Annotated in this window: 26 protein-coding genes; 25 read left to right on the forward strand and 1 reads right to left on the reverse strand. The window is 60.1% G+C overall.

Translation table 11 applies throughout. The features are described from left to right. Positions 1 to 270 precede the first annotated feature (270 nt). The 12 genes from VEZ38_RS09000 to VEZ38_RS09055 all read left to right on the forward strand — a co-directional run bounded on the left by VEZ38_RS09000 (position 271) and on the right by VEZ38_RS09055 (position 9,830). Positions 271 to 792: a DUF6886 family protein gene (locus VEZ38_RS09000; RefSeq protein ID WP_324893014.1), complete on the forward strand. Its 522-nt coding sequence runs from the start codon at positions 271 to 273 to the stop codon at positions 790 to 792. A gap of 25 nt (positions 793 to 817) precedes the next feature. Continuing rightward, a complete protein-coding gene (locus VEZ38_RS09005; RefSeq protein ID WP_324893015.1) occupies positions 818 to 1,813 on the forward strand; it encodes a phosphotransferase enzyme family protein in 996 nt (331 codons plus the stop codon). 54 nt (positions 1,814 to 1,867) lie between these two features. Continuing rightward, positions 1,868 to 2,176, forward strand: a complete 309-nt coding sequence (locus VEZ38_RS09010; protein WP_324893016.1) for a hypothetical protein — start codon at positions 1,868 to 1,870, stop codon at positions 2,174 to 2,176. Positions 2,177 to 2,199: 23 nt separating this feature from the next. Beyond that, the gene (locus VEZ38_RS09015) at positions 2,200 to 2,655 is read left to right on the forward strand and encodes a hypothetical protein (protein WP_324893017.1); all 456 of its coding nucleotides are present in this window, start codon (positions 2,200 to 2,202) and stop codon (positions 2,653 to 2,655) included. 23 nt (positions 2,656 to 2,678) lie between these two features. Then, on the forward strand, positions 2,679 to 3,206 hold the full coding sequence (locus VEZ38_RS09020) for a hypothetical protein (RefSeq protein ID WP_324893018.1): 528 nt from the start codon (positions 2,679 to 2,681) through the stop codon (positions 3,204 to 3,206). A 174-nt stretch (positions 3,207 to 3,380) separates the two neighbouring features. Continuing rightward, positions 3,381 to 3,770 carry a hypothetical protein gene (locus tag VEZ38_RS09025; protein WP_324893019.1) on the forward strand — a complete coding sequence of 130 codons (390 nt, stop codon included), beginning with the start codon at positions 3,381 to 3,383 and terminating at the stop codon, positions 3,768 to 3,770. Between the two features lie 90 nt (positions 3,771 to 3,860). Next, positions 3,861 to 4,718: an MTAP family purine nucleoside phosphorylase gene (locus tag VEZ38_RS09030; protein ID WP_324893020.1), complete on the forward strand. Its 858-nt coding sequence runs from the start codon at positions 3,861 to 3,863 to the stop codon at positions 4,716 to 4,718. 33 nt (positions 4,719 to 4,751) lie between these two features. After that, on the forward strand, positions 4,752 to 5,780 hold the full coding sequence (locus VEZ38_RS09035) for a BMP family ABC transporter substrate-binding protein (protein ID WP_324893021.1): 1,029 nt from the start codon (positions 4,752 to 4,754) through the stop codon (positions 5,778 to 5,780). Between the two features lie 75 nt (positions 5,781 to 5,855). Then, the gene (locus VEZ38_RS09040) at positions 5,856 to 7,388 is read left to right on the forward strand and encodes an ABC transporter ATP-binding protein (RefSeq protein WP_324893022.1); all 1,533 of its coding nucleotides are present in this window, start codon (positions 5,856 to 5,858) and stop codon (positions 7,386 to 7,388) included. Continuing rightward, positions 7,385 to 8,437 (forward strand): ABC transporter permease, encoded by a 1,053-nt coding sequence (locus tag VEZ38_RS09045; RefSeq protein WP_324893023.1) that lies wholly within the window; start codon positions 7,385 to 7,387, stop codon positions 8,435 to 8,437. Before VEZ38_RS09040 ends, VEZ38_RS09045 begins: the two co-directional genes overlap by 4 nt. Then, positions 8,434 to 9,366 (forward strand): ABC transporter permease, encoded by a 933-nt coding sequence (locus VEZ38_RS09050; RefSeq protein WP_324893024.1) that lies wholly within the window; start codon positions 8,434 to 8,436, stop codon positions 9,364 to 9,366. The genes VEZ38_RS09045 and VEZ38_RS09050 overlap by 4 nt, the downstream gene beginning before the upstream one ends. A 5-nt stretch (positions 9,367 to 9,371) precedes the next feature. After that, positions 9,372 to 9,830: a cupin domain-containing protein gene (locus VEZ38_RS09055; protein ID WP_324893025.1), complete on the forward strand. Its 459-nt coding sequence runs from the start codon at positions 9,372 to 9,374 to the stop codon at positions 9,828 to 9,830. Positions 9,831 to 10,030: 200 nt separating this feature from the next. On the opposite strand, the gene VEZ38_RS09060 is transcribed toward VEZ38_RS09055, so the two are convergent. After that, positions 10,031 to 10,360 carry a DHCW motif cupin fold protein gene (locus VEZ38_RS09060; protein ID WP_324893026.1) on the reverse strand — a complete coding sequence of 110 codons (330 nt, stop codon included), beginning with the start codon at positions 10,358 to 10,360 and terminating at the stop codon, positions 10,031 to 10,033. Positions 10,361 to 10,845: 485 nt separating this feature from the next. Between VEZ38_RS09060 and yqeK the strand changes: the two genes are divergently transcribed. The 13 genes from yqeK to VEZ38_RS09125 all read left to right on the forward strand — a co-directional run bounded on the left by yqeK (position 10,846) and on the right by VEZ38_RS09125 (position 20,851). Next, on the forward strand, positions 10,846 to 11,472 hold the full coding sequence (yqeK, locus tag VEZ38_RS09065) for a bis(5'-nucleosyl)-tetraphosphatase (symmetrical) YqeK (protein ID WP_324893027.1): 627 nt from the start codon (positions 10,846 to 10,848) through the stop codon (positions 11,470 to 11,472). 4 nt (positions 11,473 to 11,476) lie between these two features. After that, positions 11,477 to 12,037 (forward strand): 8-oxo-dGTP diphosphatase, encoded by a 561-nt coding sequence (locus VEZ38_RS09070; RefSeq protein ID WP_324893028.1) that lies wholly within the window; start codon positions 11,477 to 11,479, stop codon positions 12,035 to 12,037. Positions 12,038 to 12,054: 17 nt separating this feature from the next. After that, positions 12,055 to 12,492 carry an NUDIX hydrolase gene (locus VEZ38_RS09075; RefSeq protein WP_324893029.1) on the forward strand — a complete coding sequence of 146 codons (438 nt, stop codon included), beginning with the start codon at positions 12,055 to 12,057 and terminating at the stop codon, positions 12,490 to 12,492. A 60-nt stretch (positions 12,493 to 12,552) separates the two neighbouring features. Next, on the forward strand, positions 12,553 to 13,551 hold the full coding sequence (locus VEZ38_RS09080) for a YafY family protein (RefSeq protein ID WP_324893030.1): 999 nt from the start codon (positions 12,553 to 12,555) through the stop codon (positions 13,549 to 13,551). Next, positions 13,541 to 13,882: an antibiotic biosynthesis monooxygenase family protein gene (locus tag VEZ38_RS09085; RefSeq protein ID WP_324893031.1), complete on the forward strand. Its 342-nt coding sequence runs from the start codon at positions 13,541 to 13,543 to the stop codon at positions 13,880 to 13,882. Before VEZ38_RS09080 ends, VEZ38_RS09085 begins: the two co-directional genes overlap by 11 nt. 210 nt (positions 13,883 to 14,092) lie before the next feature. Next, positions 14,093 to 14,293, forward strand: coding sequence for a 4-oxalocrotonate tautomerase family protein (locus VEZ38_RS09090; protein ID WP_324893032.1), 201 nt, complete (start codon positions 14,093 to 14,095; stop codon positions 14,291 to 14,293). Positions 14,294 to 14,327: 34 nt separating this feature from the next. Then, positions 14,328 to 14,744 (forward strand): GNAT family N-acetyltransferase, encoded by a 417-nt coding sequence (locus tag VEZ38_RS09095; protein ID WP_324893033.1) that lies wholly within the window; start codon positions 14,328 to 14,330, stop codon positions 14,742 to 14,744. 484 nt (positions 14,745 to 15,228) lie between these two features. Continuing rightward, positions 15,229 to 16,527 (forward strand): UDP-N-acetylglucosamine 1-carboxyvinyltransferase, encoded by a 1,299-nt coding sequence (gene murA / locus VEZ38_RS09100; RefSeq protein WP_324893034.1) that lies wholly within the window; start codon positions 15,229 to 15,231, stop codon positions 16,525 to 16,527. Positions 16,528 to 16,622: 95 nt separating this feature from the next. Then, entirely contained in the window at positions 16,623 to 17,291 is a 669-nt protein-coding gene (locus VEZ38_RS09105) for a PIG-L deacetylase family protein (RefSeq protein ID WP_324893035.1), read from the forward strand. A gap of 47 nt (positions 17,292 to 17,338) precedes the next feature. Beyond that, entirely contained in the window at positions 17,339 to 17,800 is a 462-nt protein-coding gene (locus tag VEZ38_RS09110) for a GNAT family N-acetyltransferase (RefSeq protein ID WP_324893036.1), read from the forward strand. Between the two features lie 108 nt (positions 17,801 to 17,908). Then, on the forward strand, positions 17,909 to 19,564 hold the full coding sequence (locus VEZ38_RS09115) for a plastocyanin/azurin family copper-binding protein (protein WP_324893037.1): 1,656 nt from the start codon (positions 17,909 to 17,911) through the stop codon (positions 19,562 to 19,564). Positions 19,565 to 19,589: 25 nt separating this feature from the next. Beyond that, positions 19,590 to 20,243, forward strand: a complete 654-nt coding sequence (locus VEZ38_RS09120; protein WP_324893038.1) for a cupredoxin family copper-binding protein — start codon at positions 19,590 to 19,592, stop codon at positions 20,241 to 20,243. A 38-nt stretch (positions 20,244 to 20,281) separates the two neighbouring features. Beyond that, the gene (locus VEZ38_RS09125; RefSeq protein WP_324893039.1) at positions 20,282 to 20,851 is read left to right on the forward strand and encodes an RNA polymerase sigma factor; all 570 of its coding nucleotides are present in this window, start codon (positions 20,282 to 20,284) and stop codon (positions 20,849 to 20,851) included.

Below are 20,851 nucleotides of genomic sequence, written 5' to 3' on the forward strand. Positions count from 1 at the left end.
TGGGATTGGAGCGCATTTGCGCAAACATGCCGACGGATCATGTCGCCTCCCGACGCGTGGCGGAGAAGCTCGGCATGACGTTGGAGAAACAGTTCCTCAACAAGCGGAACCGGAACCTGCCAACGTGCCTGTATGCGAGGCATCGAGCGAAGTAGCGAAAGGGCGATGCATACGCAAGCGCTGGGCGTCATTACCGTCGACGCGGCGATTCACCGCTTTCTCTGGCACAACCGGCATCACCTCGCACAGATCGAAGGAGGCGCGTCGTAAATGGAGCTGTACCACTTCAGCGAAGACCCCGGCATACGGACGTTTTACCCACGCAAGACGCCCGGTCGGGACGATCTGCCGCCCGTCGTCTGGGCGGTCGACGATGCCCATGCGGCGAGCTACTTCTTCCCGCGGGATTGCCCACGAATCATCCTCCGGAAGTCGGATGCGATGCATCCTTCCGATCGGGACCGCTTCTTCTGCGGAACGGCGGCCGATACGCTCATTCTCATAGAAAACGCTTGGGCGTCCCGCCTGCACAGCACGACGCTATACCGATACGCCTTCAGCGGAGAGGGATTCGCGGTGGAGGATGCGAACGCGGGCTATTACGTCACCGAGGCGACGGTCGAGCCTTTAGAAATCGCGACGATGACGGATTTAGTCGGCCATGTGCTCGCCCGCGGCATCGAGCTCCGCTATACGCCGGATTTGCATCCGATGCGCGAGGCGATCCTGCGTTCGACGGCGGATGCCTTTTCTATCATTCGGTTTCGAAATGCGGGCGTACTGTGTCTATAGTTCAATCGGATTGGGGGCGGGGAATGTGGACCCGCGTATTCGAAGCCGGTTCCGAACGGAAATCGCCGCGGAAGGCGCCGCCCGTTACGGACTGCGCCCGGAGGAGCTTTCCTTCATCGGGGGATTCCAAAATTTCATCTATTCCTACGCGAAGGGAGGGGACGAATTCATCCTCCGGTTCACCCCCGAATCGCTGCGTACTCCGGAGGATTTGGAGGCGGAATTGGAGTGGATTCGTTACTTGGCGTCGAACGGCGTGGCCGTCTCCGAGCCGATCTCCGCTTCGCAGTCGAACGGCGGCGTGGAACGGATTTCGGGGGATGACTTTTCGTTCTATGCAATTTCTTTCAAGCGTGCGCCCGGACGGAGCATCGGCTACCCGGAATGTCTCGGCAATCCCTCGTTGTACGAGCGGTGCGGACGACTGACCGGCCGATTGCATGAGTTGGCGAGGCTGTATAAGCCAACTGCCAGAAGGCACGGATGGGAGCGGAATCATTACCTGCTGCGGGCAAGAGAGTATCTCCCGGACGACTGCGCCTTCCTGTTGGCAGCCCTTGACGATGTGAAGGGGAGGATCGCGCGCTTGCCGATCTCGGATGAGCTTTACGGGTTAATCCATGCGGATATCAACGTCGGAAATTTCACCGTCGACGCCGGGGGCGCCATCACGCTATTCGATTTCGACGAGTGCCAATACAGCTGGTTTGCCGAGGATATTGCAATACAGCTTTATTATTTGCTTTATGTGTTCGGGGAGGATTCGAAGGCCGAGCGGAAAGCGCAGTACGAGCTCTTTCTCGAGCATTTCGCGAAGGGCTATACCGAAGAGGGGCGACGCCTCCCGGAAGGGTGGAAGGACATGTTGCCGTTGTTTTTACGCTTACGCGAAATGATTGTACGGATCGGCATGCACCGAAGCTGGGATTTGCGGGAGCCGGACGATTGGACGCGAGATTTCTTGCGGGATAGCCGAATGCGCATCGCGAACGGCGTTTCGGTAATCGACGGCTTCGGATAACAACTCGCGGCTGAAGCACTGTTACGCAAGACACTATTCGAAGGAGGACGGCGGTTGAAGGAAAATCGAGATCATCCCGAAGACGAGATGAGGCCATTGGAAAAAGAAAGAGGGCTCTTTTACTTGTTCATCGTCTGCGTCGGACTGTCCATCCTCCCGTACCCTTTCATCAACGAGGGCGTGAATCGGATGTTCGGCGCGGTACGTTATGCAGCGCTGGCCGGCGCTCTCGTTACCGGCATCACTTTAGGCTGGATCTTGCTGAGGAAACTCCGGAAATTTGTAACGGGCGGATTTATCGCTTTGCTCATTGCAGCTGGACTGCTCGTGCTTGCCGCGTTTATTGTGTCGGAAGGCGTTTAGTCCGGAGGAGGGAGTTGAGCCGTATGATATGGGTGCTGCTTCTTTTTTTAGCTGGATGCAGCGACCTCTTTCCGATTTCCTTGCAAGGGGAAAGAAGCGCCACAAGCGTTCCGGCGACCCAATCGGACGAGAATCCGTTCCGACAGATCGGTTCCACGCAACATTTCAAGCTATATGAGCCAATTCGATCTGAGGGATACAGCGTCGAGAGCGGCGTTGCGTTGTACGGTGAAATTCATGAGGAGGCCATTGGGGACGTTTTGGTGGAATTGTTCGACTCGACGGACGCTATCAGAAACCGCTTCGTAATCGATAAGGATGGTTTTTTTGACGACGGGGTTTTCCAAGAATGGACCTTCTTCGCCTTAAGAGTTCGATACCTGGAGCAACCGATCGGCAGCGAGGGCATGCTCAAAATTACGGATCGGCGCAGCGGGGAAAGTATAGCATACAGTTTTGAATTGACGAAGCGGGACTAAGCGGCAAAGCGGGGAGGGAAACCATGGAGAAAAATGCAGGGCAGTTCGTATATACGAAACGCGAAGTTTTCGAATTTTTCTATATTTATTATTTTAAACTGTTTTATGTTGGACCCGTTATGATGTTCGTCGGCGCGATGTGCTTCTTGGCATACGTTACAGGCGAGGCCGGCATCGGTTTGTTGATATTTTCGTTGTCGTTTTTCTTCTTTCCCGTACTAGCGATTTTGTTCTCGGTTAACCACAAATCGATGTATGACCGTAGACAATATTCCGTTCGCGAGGAAGGAATCGAGTTGATTACGAAGGACGCCCGCGTTTACGAGGCATGGAGAGATGCGGAGCGGCGGATGTCTTCCCCCTCCTTATACGTTTTCCATTTTAAGGATAAGGTAACGCTTATGGTGCCGAAGCGCGTCGCGGATCCGGCGTTAGTTTCCCGATTTCTCGAGGGGAAGAAGCAATCGAACGGACGCGTCGCGAGAACGCTTGTCTATATCCTTTTCGGCTTTATTTCGCTTACGGGGATCGTCCATTTCCTTTCAAAATAACGAAGCGATCGGGAAGGAGCGGGCAGGTGCGAAAGCGGTCGAACCGAGCCTGGATGTATGTTGCGGCAATTGTAGTTGTGTCTATGTTATTCGTTATCGTTTACGGAGTCGGGCACGATGCGGGCGGGCTATGGTATCGGCTCACGCATGAGCCTTAGAACACGGAGGCGAAGCATGAAAACAACGGGGCGGATGAAGGGCGTACTGTTTTCGAAAACGTTCCTCCTTCCGGCATGTCTCATTCTCCTCGGCTTTATGATCTTCGCGATCGTTCGCAACGCGGGCAATCATGCGCCGGAGGACTGGGTCGGCTATGGGATTGTCATCGGAGGAACCGTCGCGTGTATCGGGATGCTGTTCCGGCAACCGGCGGAGCGTGCGGGCACGTCGCTTGCATTGGCACTTGTCGCGAACGTCGTCGTTCAGACGTTCGTCCGGTTGTGCCGCATGCTGTTCGAATACGGCGTGGAACGCGAGGACATCCCGGTTCTGCTGCTTAGCGTTCTAGTGCTATGGGCTACGCTATGGAGCTTCGTCCGGTTAGCCAAGGCGTTGGTCCGATAAAAAAACATGTCGTGGATATTTACATAACCCTATTAAATTTTATATAGTAAAAAATTATAGATTCTTTTTTCATAGGGGGACTTGCTGCGCGTGCTTACGAAAGAAATCCCTAAGGTGCGATACGCGATCATCGGCGGGTCCGGAACGTGGGCGTGCGACTTTCCCGAGGACATCGGGCTAGAAGGCGTCGAGGTGCTGCAACGGGACTTGGAGTTCGAAACGCCGTTCGGCACGACGGTGGCGTTCAAGCATTGTTCGTTGACGGGGAAGGACGGGCAGCCCCGCGAGTTTTTGACGGTGCCGTTCCACGGCTTCCACGGGCTTGCGCCGCATAACAACCCGTCGGAGCAAATTTTTTGGGTATTCCAGCAAGCCGGCGTGAAGTTCATTCTTGCCGAAGGGAGCGGGGGATCCATCAATCCGCTGCTCGAGCCGGGGGATATCGTCATCCCGCACGACTTCATCGATATGACGAAGCGGAGAAGCCATATCCACGAATTTACGAATAAACTTCTACGGATGGCGAAGCCGCTCTGCACGGATTTGCGATCGGTCCTGTACAAGCATGCGGATCAAGAGTACCGCCGGGTGTTCCAGCGGGGCGTATACGTGACGACGGAATCGCCGCGGTTCGAGAGCGAGTCGGAAATTCAGATGCTTCGCGACGCGAGGGGCGATATCGCCGCTCATACGCTGTGTCCGGAAGTGTACCTTGCCCGGGCGATCGGCGCGCACTACGCAGGTCTGTATATCGTCAGCAATTACGGAGAAGGCGTCAATGCCGCTTGGCAGGGAGAGTCGATTTTTGACTGGTACAATTCCTGCGCGCTGCCGATCGGACGCATTATGCTGCGTACGCTCGCGGACGTCGAGCCGGAGGCGGCTTGCGAATGCATGTCGTACCGTACGGACGTACCAAGCAAGATCAATCAGCGCATCCGCGCGTAATTGATAACAAGCAAATTATAGGGGGAAGAAAGCATGATGAAGAAGTGGATGACGCTGGGGGCAAGCTTGGTATTGGTAACGTCGGTGCTGGCGGCATGCGGCGGCGCGAAAACGGACGAGTCCGGCGGAGAGGCGAAAGCCAACATCGCAGTCGTCTTCGCGACCGGCGGCCTCGGCGACAAGTCGTTCAACGATAACGGCTATGCCGGCATCGAACGCGCGAAATCCGAGCTCGGCATAACGTACGATTACGTCGAGCCGCAAGAAGTGTCCGAGTTCGAGACGCATCATCGCGAATTCGCGAAGACGAACGAGTACGATCTGATCGTCGGCATCGGCTTCGACCAAGTCGACGCGATCGGCAAGGTGTCGGGGGAATTCCCGGATCAGAAATTCGTGCTGATCGACTCCGTCGTCGAAGCGCCGAATGTCGCTTCCGCGGTGACGAAGGATAACGAAGGCGCATTCCTCGCCGGCGCGCTCGCGGCGAAGAAGTCCGAGTCGAAGAAAATCGGCATCGTCGGCGGTATGGACATTCCGCTCATTAACGCGTTCGTAGCCGGCTACACGGCTGGCGCGAAGTACGCGGAGCCGTCCACGGAAGTGCTTGTCAACTACGTAGGCGCATGGAACGATCCGAACCTCGGCAAGGAGATGGCCGTATCGATGTACGACGGCGGCGCGGACATCGTGTACGCGGCTGCGGGCGGCTCGGGCCTTGGCGTCTTCACGGCGGCGGAAGAGAAGGGCAAGCTTGCGATCGGCGCCGACATGGTGCCTTCCCAGATGCCTGACATCTTGGTAACAACGACCGTGAAGCGGATCGACAACATCATCTTCGACAACGTCAAAGCGATCGTCGACGGCACTTGGACGGCCGGCGTACAAAGCCTCGGCGTCGCGGACGAAGCGGTCGGCTACAGCGTCGAAGGCTCGAACATCGAAACCGCGAAGGAAATTATCGATTACGTCGAAGACCTGAAAGCGAAAATCGTCAGCGGCGAGTTGGCCGTCCCGGCGGACTTGGCATCGGTCGATGCGTTCCTTGCGTCGAATAAATAAACAAGCGATTCAGGCAAGAGGATAAGGGTATGGTCGCCGTACCCTTATTTTTTTGCATCAAGGAGGTACAGGTGCATGTACGCGGTGGAGATGCTCGGCATCACGAAGCGGTTCGGATCGACGACGGCGAACGATCGCGTCACGCTGCAGATCCTCTCCGGCGAAATTCATAGTCTCCTAGGCGAGAATGGCGCCGGCAAGACGACGCTGATGAAAATTTTATACGGCATGCTGCGGCCGGAGGAAGGCGAAATTCGGATTCGCGGCGAACGCCGCTCGCTCGAAGGGCCCTCGGATGCGATAAAACTCGGCATTGCGATGGTGCACCAGCATTTCATGCTCGTCGACGCGCTCTCCGTAGCGGAAAACATCGTGCTCGGCTATGAGCCGAGAAAGGGCGCGATGTTCGACGCGAAGAAGGCCGAAGCCGAGGTGGCGGCGCTCGCCGGGCGGTTCGGCATGAAGCTCGACCCGCGCCAGAAGGTCGGGGAGCTGCCCGTCGGCGCGAAGCAGCGCGTCGAAATTTTGAAGGCGTTGTACCGCGAAGCGGACGTATTGATCCTGGACGAGCCGACGGCGGTGCTGACGCCGCTCGAGGTCGGCGACCTGTTTCGCGTGCTTCGGGAGCTGCAAGCGAGCGGCAAGACGATCGTCATTATTACGCATAAGCTGAAGGAGACGATGGAGCTGGCGAACCGCGCGACCGTGCTGCGCGGCGGTACGGTCGTCGCCACCGTCGACATTGCGGAGACGAGCTCCGAGGGCCTGGCGGAGATGATGGTCGGAAGGCAGGTGTCGTTCGAGCCGGCGCCGCCTTCCGCCGTGGCGGATCGACCGAAACTGCTGGAGCTGAAGAACGTCTCGATGTCGAAGCGCCGCGTGCCGGTGCTGAACAACATCGACCTAAGCCTGTACGGCGGGGAAATCGTCGGCATCGCGGGCGTCGAAGGGAACGGCCAGACGGAGCTGATCGAAGCCGTCACGGGACTGCACCCGATCGACGCCGGCGAGGTCCGGTTCCGCGATCAGGACGTCACGGCGGCGACGCCGCTCGATCGCATCGCCATGGGCATCGGGCACATTCCGGAAGACCGGAACGCGCTCGGGCTTGTCGGAGCTTTCAGCTTAAAGGAAAACTCCATTCTCGGTCTGCAGCGCCGGCCGGCGTTCCAACGCGGCGGCGTGCTCCGTTCGGAGGAAATCGCGTCGCATGCGGCACGCATTCGCGCCGATTACAGCATCAAGTCGGAGCATATCGAGACGCCGGCCCGCGCGCTGTCCGGTGGCAACCAGCAGAAAATCGTCATCGGCCGCGTGCTGTCGCAGAACCCCGACGTCATCGTCGCCGCGCAGCCGACTCGTGGCGTCGACATCGGCGCGATCGAGTACATTCACGAGCGGCTCGTCGAGATGCGCGACCGCGGCAAGGCGATTTTACTCGTCTCGGCGGAGCTCGAAGAAATTCGGAAGCTGAGCGACCGGATCGCCGTATTGTACGAGGGGCGCATCGTCGCTTTCGGACCGAAGGAATCGTTCACCGAAAACGAGCTAGGCGCTTATATGACAGGCGGTTCCGCCGATGGCAAGAACGGAGGGGGAAGGGAATGAACGCGCGACTTTATCGGATGCTTCGGCTTCAGGAGCTCGGGCCGACTGTCGGCGTCCTGCTTCTCTCGTTCGTCGTCGGCGGGCTTGTGCTCGCCGTCGCGGGATACAATCCGTTCGAGGCGTACGGGGCGCTCGCGAGAGGCTCGTTCGGCAGCCTCGACGCGATCGCCAATACGCTCGCGAAGTCGACGCCGCTGTTGTTCACCGGGCTTGCGGTCGCGATCGCGTTCCGGGGCGGCCTGTTTAACATCGGCGCGGAAGGGCAGCTGCACCTCGGCGCATTGACGGCCGCGCTCGCGGGCGTCTACTTCCACGGCTTGCCCGGATTTCTTCATATCGCGATCGCGATGATCCTCGCCGGCGTCGCCGGCGCGCTTTGGTCGTCGATCGCGGGCTGGATGAAGGTGCGCTGGAACGCGCATGAGGTTATCGTGACGATTATGCTGAATTACATCGCGATTTCGCTGACGGATTACCTTGTGAACTACACCTTCAAGGCGGAAGGCATGGTGCCGCGCACGGAGGAGATCGCGCAAAGCGCGACGCTGCTGCAATTGCTTCCGCACAGCCAATGGACGATCGGTTTCTTGTTCGCGCTGGCCGGCGCAGCCGTCGCGTATTGGTTTCTGCAACGAACGGTCGCCGGCTACGAGATTCGCGCGGTGGGCCTCAATGCGGGCGCGGCGCGCACCGGCGGCGTCTCGGTCGGCCGGCGCATCGTGCTCGCCATGCTCGTCAGCGGCGCCTTCGCGGGGCTCGCCGGCGCCGTGGAGGTGCTGGGCGTGCATCATTATTTCGTGAAGGGCTTATCGCCGGGCTACGGCTTCGACGGCATCGCCGTCGCGGTGCTGGCGCGCAATCACCCGCTCGGCGTCATCTTGTCGGCGATTTTGTTCGGCGCGCTGCGCTCCGGCTCGATGCTGCTCGACCGGACGACCGACGTGCCCGGCGACTTCGTCATCATTATTCAGGCGCTGGTTATCTTGTTCGTGGCGATCCCATGGCTGTTCCGGCATTTGCGCTTGAAGAAACGGGGGGACGCGCGATGAACGGCGACACGTTCGATTTTCTCATCTCGGTGCTGTCCAGCTGCCTCCGCATTTCGATCCCGATCGCGTTCGCCGCGATCGGCGCCGTGTTTTGCGAGCGGGCCGGCATCGTCAACATCGGCCTCGAGGGCATGATGCTCGTCGGCGCGTTCGCCGGCGTGCTCGGATCCGATCTGACGGGCAGCGCGTACATGGGCTTGTTGTTCGCGGTGGCCGCGGGCGGCTTGTTCGGCCTCATTCACGCCGTATTAACGATTCGCTTCAAGACGGATCATATTATCAGCGGTCTCGGCATCAATCTGCTGGCGCTCGGGCTGACGACGGTGTTCCTCCAGCTGATCTGGGGCAACCGCGGCAAGTCGGACAGCGTCGCCGGCCTCGGCAACGTAACGATCCCGTGGCTGCAGTCGATTCCGATTGTCGGCGACCTGTTCGGCAGCGTCTCGATCTTGTTTTACGTCTTGGTCGCGACCGTCATCGTCTCGTGGGTGGTCTTGTATAAGACGGTCTTCGGACTGCGGCTGCGCGTCATCGGCGACAATCCGCAGGTCGCCGATACGCTCGGCGTGAACGTGTATCGGATGCAGTATATTTGCGTCGTGTTATGCGGCGTGCTGGCTGGCATCGGCGGCGCGTACCTGTCGATCGGCGAGATTAACTTGTTCGGCCGGGACATGGTCGCCGGGCGCGGTTACATCGCGCTCGCGGCGACGATCTTCGGCGGCTGGAATCCGCTCGGCGCGTATGCGGGCAGCCTCTTGTTCGGCGTCGCGCAAGGGCTGCAAATTCGGTTGCAGCTGTTTCACATTCCGGTGCAGTTCATTCAGATGCTGCCTTACGTCTTAACGCTGCTGGCGTTGATCGTCTTCCGCAAGAGCGGACGGGCGCCGCTGGCGGCGGGGAAACATTTTCGGAGGGGAGAAGGGTAATCATCATGGAGAAGGTTAGACAGCGTTCGCCTCTGGTCGATTTATTGCAATTGCAGCCGCACGTCGAGGGCGGTTGGTTTCGGGAGATGTGGCGGACGGCGCAGGACATCCCGCAGTCGGCGCTCGGCGAGGCGTACTCCGGCTCGCGCTCGGCCGCGACGTCGGTGTACTTCTTGCTCCACCCGGGGGAAGAGTCGGCTTGGCATAAGGTGACGTCGGACGAGCTGTGGCTATGGCATACCGGCAGCCCGATCGTGCTGACGCTTGGCGGCAGCGGCGATGCGCCGGGGGAAGAGACCGACTTGATTCTCGGCGTCGATTGGGCGGCGGGGCAGCAGCCTCAAGGGCTCGTGCCCGGGGGCGTCTGGCAGAAGGCGCGTCCGCTCGGCGACGAGCCGGCGCTCGCGACGTGCATCGTCGCGCCGGGATTCCACTTTGACGACTTTACGTTGGTGAAGAAATAGACATAACGCCCGGGCGAATACGCTCGGGCGTTTGTTTGTGCGGGCGGACAGCGGCGGCGAAGCGGGAAGGGCGTGTCCGAGTCGCGGTGCCGGGGATCAAGAATTTAAGCTGGAACGCCTTACCCTCTTTCAGGGAAGCGCGTTCCCACTTTCAAAGCAGCCTTCCCACTTTGCTTCTGGTGGCCGTCCGCCGCCGCCTCTTAGTCTACTATAAATAATTTCGCTCCAGTTTTCGTATATGATCTATGCGGATTTGCTTCGTCAGCCACCTGATAGCTGTTTCCTGGCGCGAGTTTAAATTTTCTGCCATCTGAAAGTTCGGTATACAGTTCTCCCTCAAGTACTAACAAAACGTGGCCTCTGTTACACCAATGGTCTGCAATATAACCAGGAGTATATTCTACCATCCGAACTCTTATGTTCCCCATCTCAAACGTTCGCCAATACGCATTACCTTCAATTCCAGGATGTTGAGTAGCGCTTATCTCACTCCAGTCAATTGTGCAAAATGGAACGTCCGTTATCTTCATAATATAATCCCCCTTGACCATTTCTAGCAACTTTCCAAATTATAATACATCCTTCTGTAATTAACAGCACCTCTTTAAGGAAGCGTCCCCGTCCCTTGTCCTGCCGGGCACCACAGTTGTGGGAATCGCCTTCCTGGTCGTCATCTCAATACCGTAAACTTCTCCTTGTGCAACCATGTTCTCCAATAGCCCGATTCGCTGACGGCAAGTACTTCGCACATCTCCTTGACGGTCCATCGTTCCCGTCGTTCACTAGTGAGCCGCTGTCGCATTAGTGAGCCGCTGTCGCACAAGTGAGCTTCCGCCGCACGAATGGCCGTGGACGCGCGCCTGTTACGCCTTCGCGCCTATATGCTTCGCTCGTTCGAGGGGGTCTAGTCCCGCACAAGTGCCGAGTCTACACGCCCACCCCGGAAAAGAAACTGACCGTTCGCGCCCCGCATGGTATAATTTTGAAAACCAACGTTACGGAAGGCGGGACAGGCATGCACCCGAGTTTAGAGCCGTATGCGGCGGGCATCGAAATCGGCAATGCGTCGGCGGACAACGTGGCGGCGTTCTTTTTCCATAACAACGACCCGGAGACGCTTGCGCATACGCGGAAGGTGGCCGAACACGCAAGGGAGATCGCCGTACGCATCGGATCGGATCCGGCTCTGGCGGAGCGGGCCGCGCTGCTTCACGACGTCAGCAACGTCGTGCCGAAGGCGGCCATGCTGGAGCTGGCCGAACGGCTATCCCTCTGCGTCTTGGAAGAAGAACGTGCATACCCCCGCATCGTACACCAAAAGCTGTCCATGGCGATGGCGAGAGACCTGTTCGGCGTGCGCGACGACGCGGTCCTGCAGGCGATCGAATGCCATACGACACTGAAGGCGGGCGCCGGCGAGCTTGATAAAATATTGTTCGTCGCGGACAAGGTGTCGTGGGAGCTTCCGGGAAAGCACCCGTATCAGGCGGCCATGCGCGAGCGGCTCGCGCGGAACGATCTGGACGGCGCGGTGCTAGTTTACCTAGACCATGTCTGGTCGCAACGGGACCAACTGCGCCTGGTGCATCCGTGGCTGATCGCCGCGCGAGCGGAGCTGCAACGAGCGGCAGAAGGGAGCTAAACCTGTGTTAAAGTACACGATCGGCTTCATCCGCCAAACGGATCGGGTCCTGCTCCTCAATCGAGAGAAGCCCAGCTGGATGGGCTGCTGGAACGGCGTCGGCGGGAAGCTGGAGCCCGGCGAAACGCCGCGAAATTCGATGCTGCGGGAGATGCGCGAAGAGACGGGGCTTTCGTTCGCGGGAATCGGCGTCGAGTTCAAGGGCGTCGTCACGTGGACCGTCGAAGGCAAATTCGTCGGCGGCATGTATGTATTTAAGGCCGAACTGTCCCCCGATGCGCGGTACGAGACGCCGAAGAAAACCGACGAGGGGATTCTCGATTGGAAAACGGTTCCCTGGACGCTGCATCCGGAAAACCGGGGCGTCGCTCAGACGATCCCGCAAAGCATCGAAGCGATCTTGGACGATCCGAGATGCTATGAGCACCGCTGCTACTTTGAGAACAATCGGATGGCGCGCTATGAACGCCGAGAAATCCCGCCTGACGTGGAGCGGATCGAAGACGGCCATGCGTTGCAGGAAGCTCTTGCGGGCGGCTTCCTCCGCAAGGGAAGCTCCATATAAAGCGAGGGGGTCTTTCGTTGGAAACGTGGCATCGCCATCTAGGAGTTTACGGGATTTGCATTGCGGGGGGCGACATCTTGCTCGTGCGGAAAAGCAGGGGCCCCTACGCCGGGAAATACGATTTGCCCGGAGGCAGCCTCGAGCGCAACGAAACGCTGCTCGACGCGCTGCATCGGGAATTTTACGAGGAGACGGCGTGCAAGATTCGCGTCGTTCGCCATCTCGGCGCGAGGGAGTACGTCGTCCCGTGGGTGCGGGAAGGACATGCCCATACGCATTGCCATCATATCGCGTTGTTTTATGAAGTCGAGCGGATAGAAGGTCCGGCGAGCGGAACGGAGGTCGCCGCCGACGATACGGCGGGAGCGGTATGGGTCGAGCGAGGCAGCCTAACCAAGGCGAACGCTTCCCCGTTGGCGCTGGATGCGCTTGATTGGCCGATTTGTAATGACTGACCGTATTTGTCAGGGATGCTCGTTTATAATGCAGAGGCAGCGAGACGAGGGGCGAAGCGAATGTCCAAATCGACGAATATGTTATCCATCTTGTGGCTGCTTCGATCGGGCCGCCGGATGACGGCGCAGCAGCTCGCGGACGAGCTGGAAATCCATATCCGCACCGTCTATCGCTGCATCGACGCGCTATGCGCCACCGGCGTGCCCATCGTCGCCGATTCCGGCCCGGGGGGCGGGTATCGCGTGCTGGAGCGTTTCGCGGATTCGCCGCTCCTGTTCGACGGGGAAGAACAGAAGGCGCTCCTGCACGCGTCCGCGTTCGCGGAAGAAGCGGGGTACCCGTTCGGAGAGGCGCTCGCCCGAGCCGTCGATAAGCTGAAGCGGTACGCGAACGCCATGCAGCTGGAGCGAATGGAGCGCCATCGGGACGGACTGACGGTCATTCATCCCCCTGTCGACGAACGGCAGCGGGAGCTGCTGCGCGTGCTGGAGGAGGCGGGGGCGGAGGGCCGGTCGGTACGTATGGCGTATGACAAAGGGCGAGGGGAGGGACCGACCGAACGTGAATACGACCCGTACGGCATCGTGCATTGGAAGGGAGCCTGGTACACCGTCGGATATTGCGGCCTTCGCGGGCAGCTGCGCAGCTTTCGGGTCGACCGGATCGTGCGGTTGGAATCGTCGGAACGCCGTTTCGCGCGTCCACCCGAATTCTCGGCCAAGGCGCATCTGATGGGCGAATTGTTGCCGGGAGCGCTCGACGCCGACGCGCTGACGAGCGTCGTGCTGCAAGGGAACGACATGGTGCTGGATATGCTCAGCCAACATTGGCTGTTCGGTCACGCCCTCGTCTCGCGGGAGCCCGGACAAGCCGAATATCGGATCGGGACCTCCGCTTTACAAACGTACGTGCCTTATTTTCTCCTGCCGTACGGCAAGACGCTGACGATCCGGGAGCCGGCCGCGCTGGTCGAGAGGCTGGCGGACGTCTGCTCCGAATTAACCGAGCATTACCGAACGATGATGAAAGAACAAGGGAGCGATACGAATGAGCGGTAAATTCGCCATGTGCGGGAAAATTCAGGCGCAGCCGGGACAGGGCGGCGCCTTGGCGAGCATCTTGCTGGAGGCGGCGGAAGCGTGCAAGTCTGCGCCGGGCTGCGAGCTGTATTTGGTCAATGTCGCCGCGGAGGACCCGGACGCCGTCTGGGTCATGGAGCTTTGGGCGGATGAAGCGTCTCACGCGGCGTCCTTGCGGAACGAGAAGACGCTGGGACTGATCTCGAAAGCGAGACCGTTGATCGCGGGCATCGAGCCGCACCGGCTGCGGCCCCTGGGCGGCTTGGGCTACGGGGGAGAGGCGACGAAGGAAGAGCCCCAAGAGCTTTGAAGCGTTGCGGTACCCGACGTGCTTTGTCCGACCCGCGGCGACTGGTTCGACAAGGGAGAGACGGCGCGCCTAACGAACGCGCAAGGTCAGGTCGCCGATGCGGCCTTTTTTTTGGGCGAAGAAGGAACCCTTTTCCAAATCATGCTACAATTTTTCGCGATTCCTTGGTACTATGGGGAGAGCGACATTATTCCATAAGGGGGCTTTACCATGCCGTACATCAATTTGCAAATTACGAAAGGCGCCACGCGCGAGCAGAAGGCCCGCATCGTGCGGGAATTTACGGATACGCTGGTCAACGTGTTAGGGAAGAAGCCGGAGCATACGCATATTGTCATCGAGGAAATCGAAGACGAGAACTGGGGCTTCGCCGGCATACTGACGGACGACTTCCGGAAGCTGGAGGGATAACGGACACCTTCAGAACAAGAATGGAGCGGAACCAATGTTTATCGATTTGAAAACGCAAGCGGCACATCCGGAGATCGCCGAGCTGATCGGATACAGCGTCTTTCCCGATCCGGACCGGGTCCAACGGGCGATCGCCGCCTATCGCGAAGACGACGCTTTATCGCTGTACGGCATCGAGTCCGAAGGCGAAATCGTCGGCGTTATCGGCTTCGCGATGCACCCGTCGAACGTCATGGAAATTAAGCATATAGCGGTCCGGCCGGACTGTCGAGGCGCCGGCTACGGCCGCGGCCTGATCCTTGAAGCGATTGCGCTCACCCATCCCACGAGCGTGATCGCCGAAACGGACGAGGAGGCGGTGGAGTTCTATCGTGCGATCGGCTTTGAAATCGAAAGCCTCGGCGAGCGGTTTCCGGGCGTGGAACGGTTTCGATGCACCTATTCCGTCTGACCGACATTCGGGGGACATTGGGAACTTGCCGGCGAGGTATGGCGGTAAGGGAACATGGACATGACTGGTTCCTGTGAAAAACCGTTCGAGGTCGTTCGCCGGGTCCGTTTCGCTATGAGTGAAATGTGAGCGTTCCGTCAGCGGAGAAGACTTCCCTTCGGCGTCGCGTTGCGTTACGATGGAGCGAGGAAACCTTTTCCGAACGCAAAGAAAAGGACAAGGCGGTGCTGTACGATTGAGGAAGCCGCCATGCCACGGAAATCAACGGCGGAAGGCTTCAGCCTCATCGCCCGTATCCGCTGCAAAATTCCGATATCATTCGGCTCGCGAAAGGAATGTCCGTCCTTCATTTTACATATCTTTTTGCAGATCAAACGCTGGAGATGGAACCGTTCTGCATAGCCCGCCGGAAGCGCCATCCGAGGCAGCGGCTACGTGCTCGAAACCGAACTGAAATCCTCATAACGAAAGTGGGTAACGCTCCATGAAGTATATCCAAGCGGAGTACTCGGGCCCTCTGCATGGGGAGGTACAGATCCCCGGGTCGAAAAACAGCTCGCTCGCGCTGCTTGCCGCCTCATGTCTGGCGGACGACGTCGTCACGCTGGAGGGGATCCCGTCCATCGACGACGTCAGGATGATCGAGGGAATCGGGCAGGATATCGGTCTCGTGCTGAAGCAGGAGGCCGGGCGAATCGTCATCGATCCGAGACGGCTGCACAGCGCCGTCATCGACCCGGGCAAGGCATCGGGCTATCGGGCGTCCTACTATTTCGCCGGCGCGCTGTTGTCCAAGTTCGGCAGCGTCACGATCGGGTTCCCGGGAGGCGACAACTTCGTCTCGAGGCCCATCGATCAGCATTTCAAGGTGTTCCAAGCGCTTGGGGCGCAGGTTCGACTCTTCGAAGATCATTACGTCGTGGAGGCCGCGGAGCTGAGAGGCGCGGATATTTTCTTCGACACGATCACCTCGGGCGCCACGATCAATGCGCTGCTGGCGGCCGCGCGGGCTCGAGGGCGGACGATGCTGTACAATGCCGCGACGGATCCGGAAGTGGTCGACACGGCCAGCTTTCTGAATCGGCTCGGCGCGCGCATTTACGGAGCGGGCACGGAACGCATCCGGATCGAGGGCGTGCCCTATTTGCACGGGGGAACCCACGCGGCGATCCCGGACCGTCTGATCGCAGGAGCGTTCCTTATGTGCGCAGGGCTTCAGGGGGGGCAAATCACCGTCAAGAACGTCATTCCCGAGCATCTGGGCGCGTGCCTCGCCAAGCTGGAGGAGGTCGGACTGCACGTCGAATGCGGCGAAAGCCATATAACGGCGTACGGTACAGGCTCGCTTCGGGCGACCCGAATTCGAGCCGGCATGTACCCGGGCTTCGCCACGGATTTACAGCAGCCGATGACCGCGCTGCTGCTGCAGGCCAAGGGCAAGAGCATCGTCACCGATCGCGTCTTCCCGAAGCGGTTCGCGCACGTGCCGCAGCTGCGCCGCCTCGGCGCCGAGATCGAGCTGCGGAAAGAGAGTGCGTTCATCCGGGGAGGGCTTCCGCTCCAAGGCGGGTGGGTGCATGCCACGGACGTGCGCGCAGGCACCTGTCTGCTGATGGCGGGCCTCGCGGCGGAGGGCGTGACGCGGATTACGGGCGTCGAGCATATCGAACGCGGCTACGAGGACGTGATCGGCAGCTTCCGTTCGATCGGAGCCAAGCTTTCGTTTCGCGACCTGGACGCGGAAGAGCTGCCCGGGCTGGCGCACCTGGGCGAGTGCCCGTAACGAGCAATTTCGCCTTGACCGGACCGGTCGCTTGCGTTACCATCGTCCCATAATCTTTATGGGGCGATTTTTTATTGCCGAAGGAGACGCTTCAGATGACTAATAAAGCGGTATTTTGCTTGGCGCATCCGGACGACGAAGCGTTCCTGGCCGCCTGCCTCATTCGCCGGATGGCGGACGAGGGGGAGCCGCCGGCGCTGCTGCTCTCCACGCGCGGGGATGCCGGACACAAGAACGGGGCGTATATGCACTATTCAAGGAGCGAGCTCGGGGCGAAGCGGGAGGAAGAGATGAGCCGCGCGGCGAGCGTCATGGGGCTTGCGGCGGTTGAATATTTGGGGTTGCCCGACGGGAGGACGCAGGAGGCGGATCCGGACGCGTTCCTCGCGGGCGTCGCCGAATTTCTTCGTCGGCGGCAGCCTGTCGAGGTGTACACGTTCCCGCCCGACGGAATGAATTTCCATCCGGATCACGTCGCGATATCCGCCGTCGTGACCCGGGCGGTTGCCGAAGGGCATGCTCCGTCCGTTCAACGGCTGTATTACGCGATGTCGGAGACGCTTAGGGCGGAGGGGCGGCAGGAGGCGGTCGTCGTCGATACGAAGCCGATGTGGGCGCTGAAGGCGGAGGCGCTGCGGGCGCACGAATCCCAAATTCTCGCGGTGGAACGGTATTTCGGAAAGCTCGACCGATTCCCGGAGGAGCGGCGGTACGAAGCGTTCGCGCTCGGCTGGGAGCGCGGGGCGTTTTGGCCGACGGCATAGCGATTCGCGGGGAGAAAAGCATTTTGCGAATGCGGCGAGGTGTTTCTATGCGGTTCGTCTTTCTGGATGCATACGACCGGATTCCCGGCGAGCGCATCGACCTTGCGATCGCCTTCAAGGCGCCGGCGATCGAAGCGAGGGGCGTCGTTCCTTCTTATATTTATAACATCGTGCTCCGCGGCACGCACGACATCGTGGGCACGATCGATCTTCGCATCGGAATGAACGAGAACTTGTATTACGGGGGGCATATCGGGTATGCGATCGAGCCGGCCCATCGCGGGAACCGTTACGCCGCGGAGGCGTGCCGTCTCCTCCGGCGCGTCGCCGAAGCCCACGGCATGGACAAAGTGCTGATCACGTGCAATCCGGAAAACGTCGCCTCGCGCAAAACATGCGAGGCGATCGGCGCGACGCTCGAGCGCATCGTCGAGCTTCCTCCGCATAACGACATGTACGCCGAAGGGGAGCGGCGGAAATGCATTTATCTTTGGAGGTTCGATCCCTAATCGCGAATGGACGGTTCGGCGGCGCGGATATTTTTTCGTTTCGGACAAACCGTTCTCTTCCGCGCGTCGTTATTTACAAGGAAGACGCGAATAAGGGAGGAACCGGCGATGCGGAGGCTAGGGATACGACGGGCAGGAGTAAGAAGCAACGCGATTGCGACGGCGGCGGCGGCGGCGCTGCTGCTGGCGACAGTCGGATTCGGCGGCGCGGGCGGCGCGCTGGCGGCGGAGGAAGGGGCGGCGGATCGGGGACCGGGCGCGATCGGCGGCGGCGCGTCGGTGATATCCGACGCGGACGTCGCCGCCGAGCTCGGTTTGCTGTTAGGGGACGGGAACGGCGTGACGGCCCCGTATTTAGCGAAGCCATCGACCCGGCTTCAAGCGGCGATTCTCTCGCTGCGGCTGACCGGCCGGCTGCAAGAAGCGATGCGTTACGAGCCGAAGACGAATTTCAGCGATAAAGATTTGGTTTCCCCGGCGAATCAAGCGATCCTGGGTTTTCTGAAGGAGCACCCGGAGCTCGGCTGGCAAGGACCGGGGGACGGCCGTTTCGATCCGCTGGCGGCGATCAGCTCGCAACAGTTTTACAAAGTGATGCTGGAAGCGTTGGGCTATCGTTCGGGCACGGATTTCGAGTATGCGGATACGGAGTCGTTCGCAGCTTCCAAAGGGCTGTCCGGCATTCGCGGAACGGCTTCGCTCACGAATGCGCATCTGGCGACCGCGCTGGTCGAAAGCCTCGGCGCGTCGTCGACCGCGGGACCGACGCTGCTCGTGCAGCTCCAGACGGAAGGCGTCGTATCGACCGAGACGATGCTGCCCGCAGGCGCTCGCATCGGGCTTGCAAGCGACCCCGAGCTCGGAACGCTGCTCACCGACGATGAAGGGCGAACGCTGTATTTCTTCACGCGGGACGCGGCGGACCCGAACGCCTGCCAAGCCGGTTGCCTCCAGAACTGGCCGATCTACTATGAGGAATCGATCGTTGTGCCGGCGATGCTCGACAAAGCCGACTTCGGCGCAGCGACGAGGTCGGACGGCGCGAAGCAGCTGACCTACAAAGGCTGGCCGCTTTACACCTTCGGCAAGGACGCATCGGCGGGCGACGTCAACGGGGAAGGCGTCAATGGGGTTTGGTTCGCTGCGAAGCCCGATTACGCGGTCATGATCGGCACCTCCTTGGAGCACGGCCATTACTTGACCGACGATTACGGGAACGCCTTATATCGTTTCGCGAAGGATTCCGCCGACGCCTCCGCTTGCGCCGGCTCCTGCATAACGAATTGGCCGCCGTATGCGGCGGACGGAAAGGCCGTGCCGTCTACGCTTGCGGCGAGCGACTTTGGGTCGATCGTTCACCCGGAGGGCGGCGCGATGACGACCTTCAAGAAAGCTCCCTTGTATTATTTCGCGAAGGACGCGGCGCGCGGCGACGTTCTCGGCCACAAGGCGAACGACCTCTGGTTTCTCGTCGCGCCGGACGCGTTCGAAGGCGCCGGCGCGAAGCAGGCGAAGACGTACCATGTCGACATGAAGGATTATTCGTTCGGCAGCGGTCCTTTAACGGTGGAAGCCGGCTCGACGATCGTCTTCACGAACTACGACGACATGGAGCATAACGCAGTCGCCGTCGACGGCTCGTTCAAAACCCCGTTGTTAAAGAAGGGCGAAACGTATTCGATTACGCTGGATCGGGCCGGGACGTACGAATATTTCTGCGAACCGCATAAGCGATTCATGACGGGCACCATTATCGTGGAGTAAAACCTAAACCGAAGGAGGCGTCTCCATGCGACGTCGAACGTGGTTGAGTTTCATGATCCCGGCGGCGCTGTCGCTGCTTCTCGCGGGCTGCGGCGGGGCGGGAGCGGGGGAACCGGCGGCGTCGGCGACGCCGAACGAAGGCGCGGCGACGTCGGTTTCGGAAGCGGACGCTTCGGCATCCGAGGCCGATACGGCGGGAGGCGAAACCGCGAAGCCGGAAACGGCCGCGACGCCCGAACCGCCGGGGAGCGAGCAACGGCAGGACGCTCACGCCGCAGAGCCGGCGGAGGTGCCGAAGGGAGAACCCGAGGCGACGGAGGGTCCGGCGGAGGAGGCGGCGCCTGCCGAGCCGCCTCCGCTTGACTCGGATGCTTCGCAAGCATCGCCTGAGGCGCCGGCGCCGACCGAACCCGCGCCGCCGGCCGCGCCCGCCGAGCATATCGTGGAAATCGTCGATTTCGCCTTCTCGCCGGAGCGTCTGGAAATTCAAGCGGGCGACACCGTCGTTTTCGTCAATAAGGATGCTGTAGGGCATACGGCGACCGCAGACGACGGTTCGTTCGATACGGGAATGCTCAAGCAGGACGAGAAGTCATCGGTCGTCTTTGACAAGGCGGGCGAGTTTTCGTATATTTGCACGCCGCACCCGGGCATGAAAGCCGTGATCGTCGTCAAGTAGGCCGAATTCGATCCGCCAGGAAGGTTAGGGGTGAACGCATGCTGCATCATTCCGACGACGAGCTGATGCGCCTCGTCAAATCGAAGCACCGTGCCGCATTATCCGAACTGTACGATCGATACGCGTCTCTCGTCTACTCCTTCGCGCGGAAGGCGCTGGGCGACGATCCGGCGGCGCGCGATGTCGTACAGTCTGTCTTCCTGCGGCTATGGACGACGGAGTCCCAGTACGATCCGGCCAGGGGCCATTTCTCGAGCTGGATCGTCACGATCGCCCGCAACATCGCCGTCGATCGGCTGCGGCAGCTGCGACGGGAAGCCGAGCGGAAGACGACGCTCGCGCCGGAGCGTTGGGAGCGCATTCCGGACGAAGCGGCGGAGTCGCCGGAAGCCCGGGCGATTCGGGGGAGCGAACGGGAACGGATTCGGGGGGCGTACCGGCACTTGTCGGAGCAGCAAATCGCGCTGCTCGAGCATTTCTATTGGAGAGGCTATACGCTTAGCGAGCTGGCCGCGCTGTACAATCAACCGCTGGGCACCGTAAAGCATCGATTGCATCAGACGCTGAAGGTGCTTCGAAGACATCTGGCGGCGGAAGGGGAGGGTTGA

It is taken from the genome of Paenibacillus sp. (assembly GCF_035645235.1).
Taxonomy (GTDB): domain Bacteria; phylum Bacillota; class Bacilli; order Paenibacillales; family YIM-B00363; genus Paenibacillus_AE.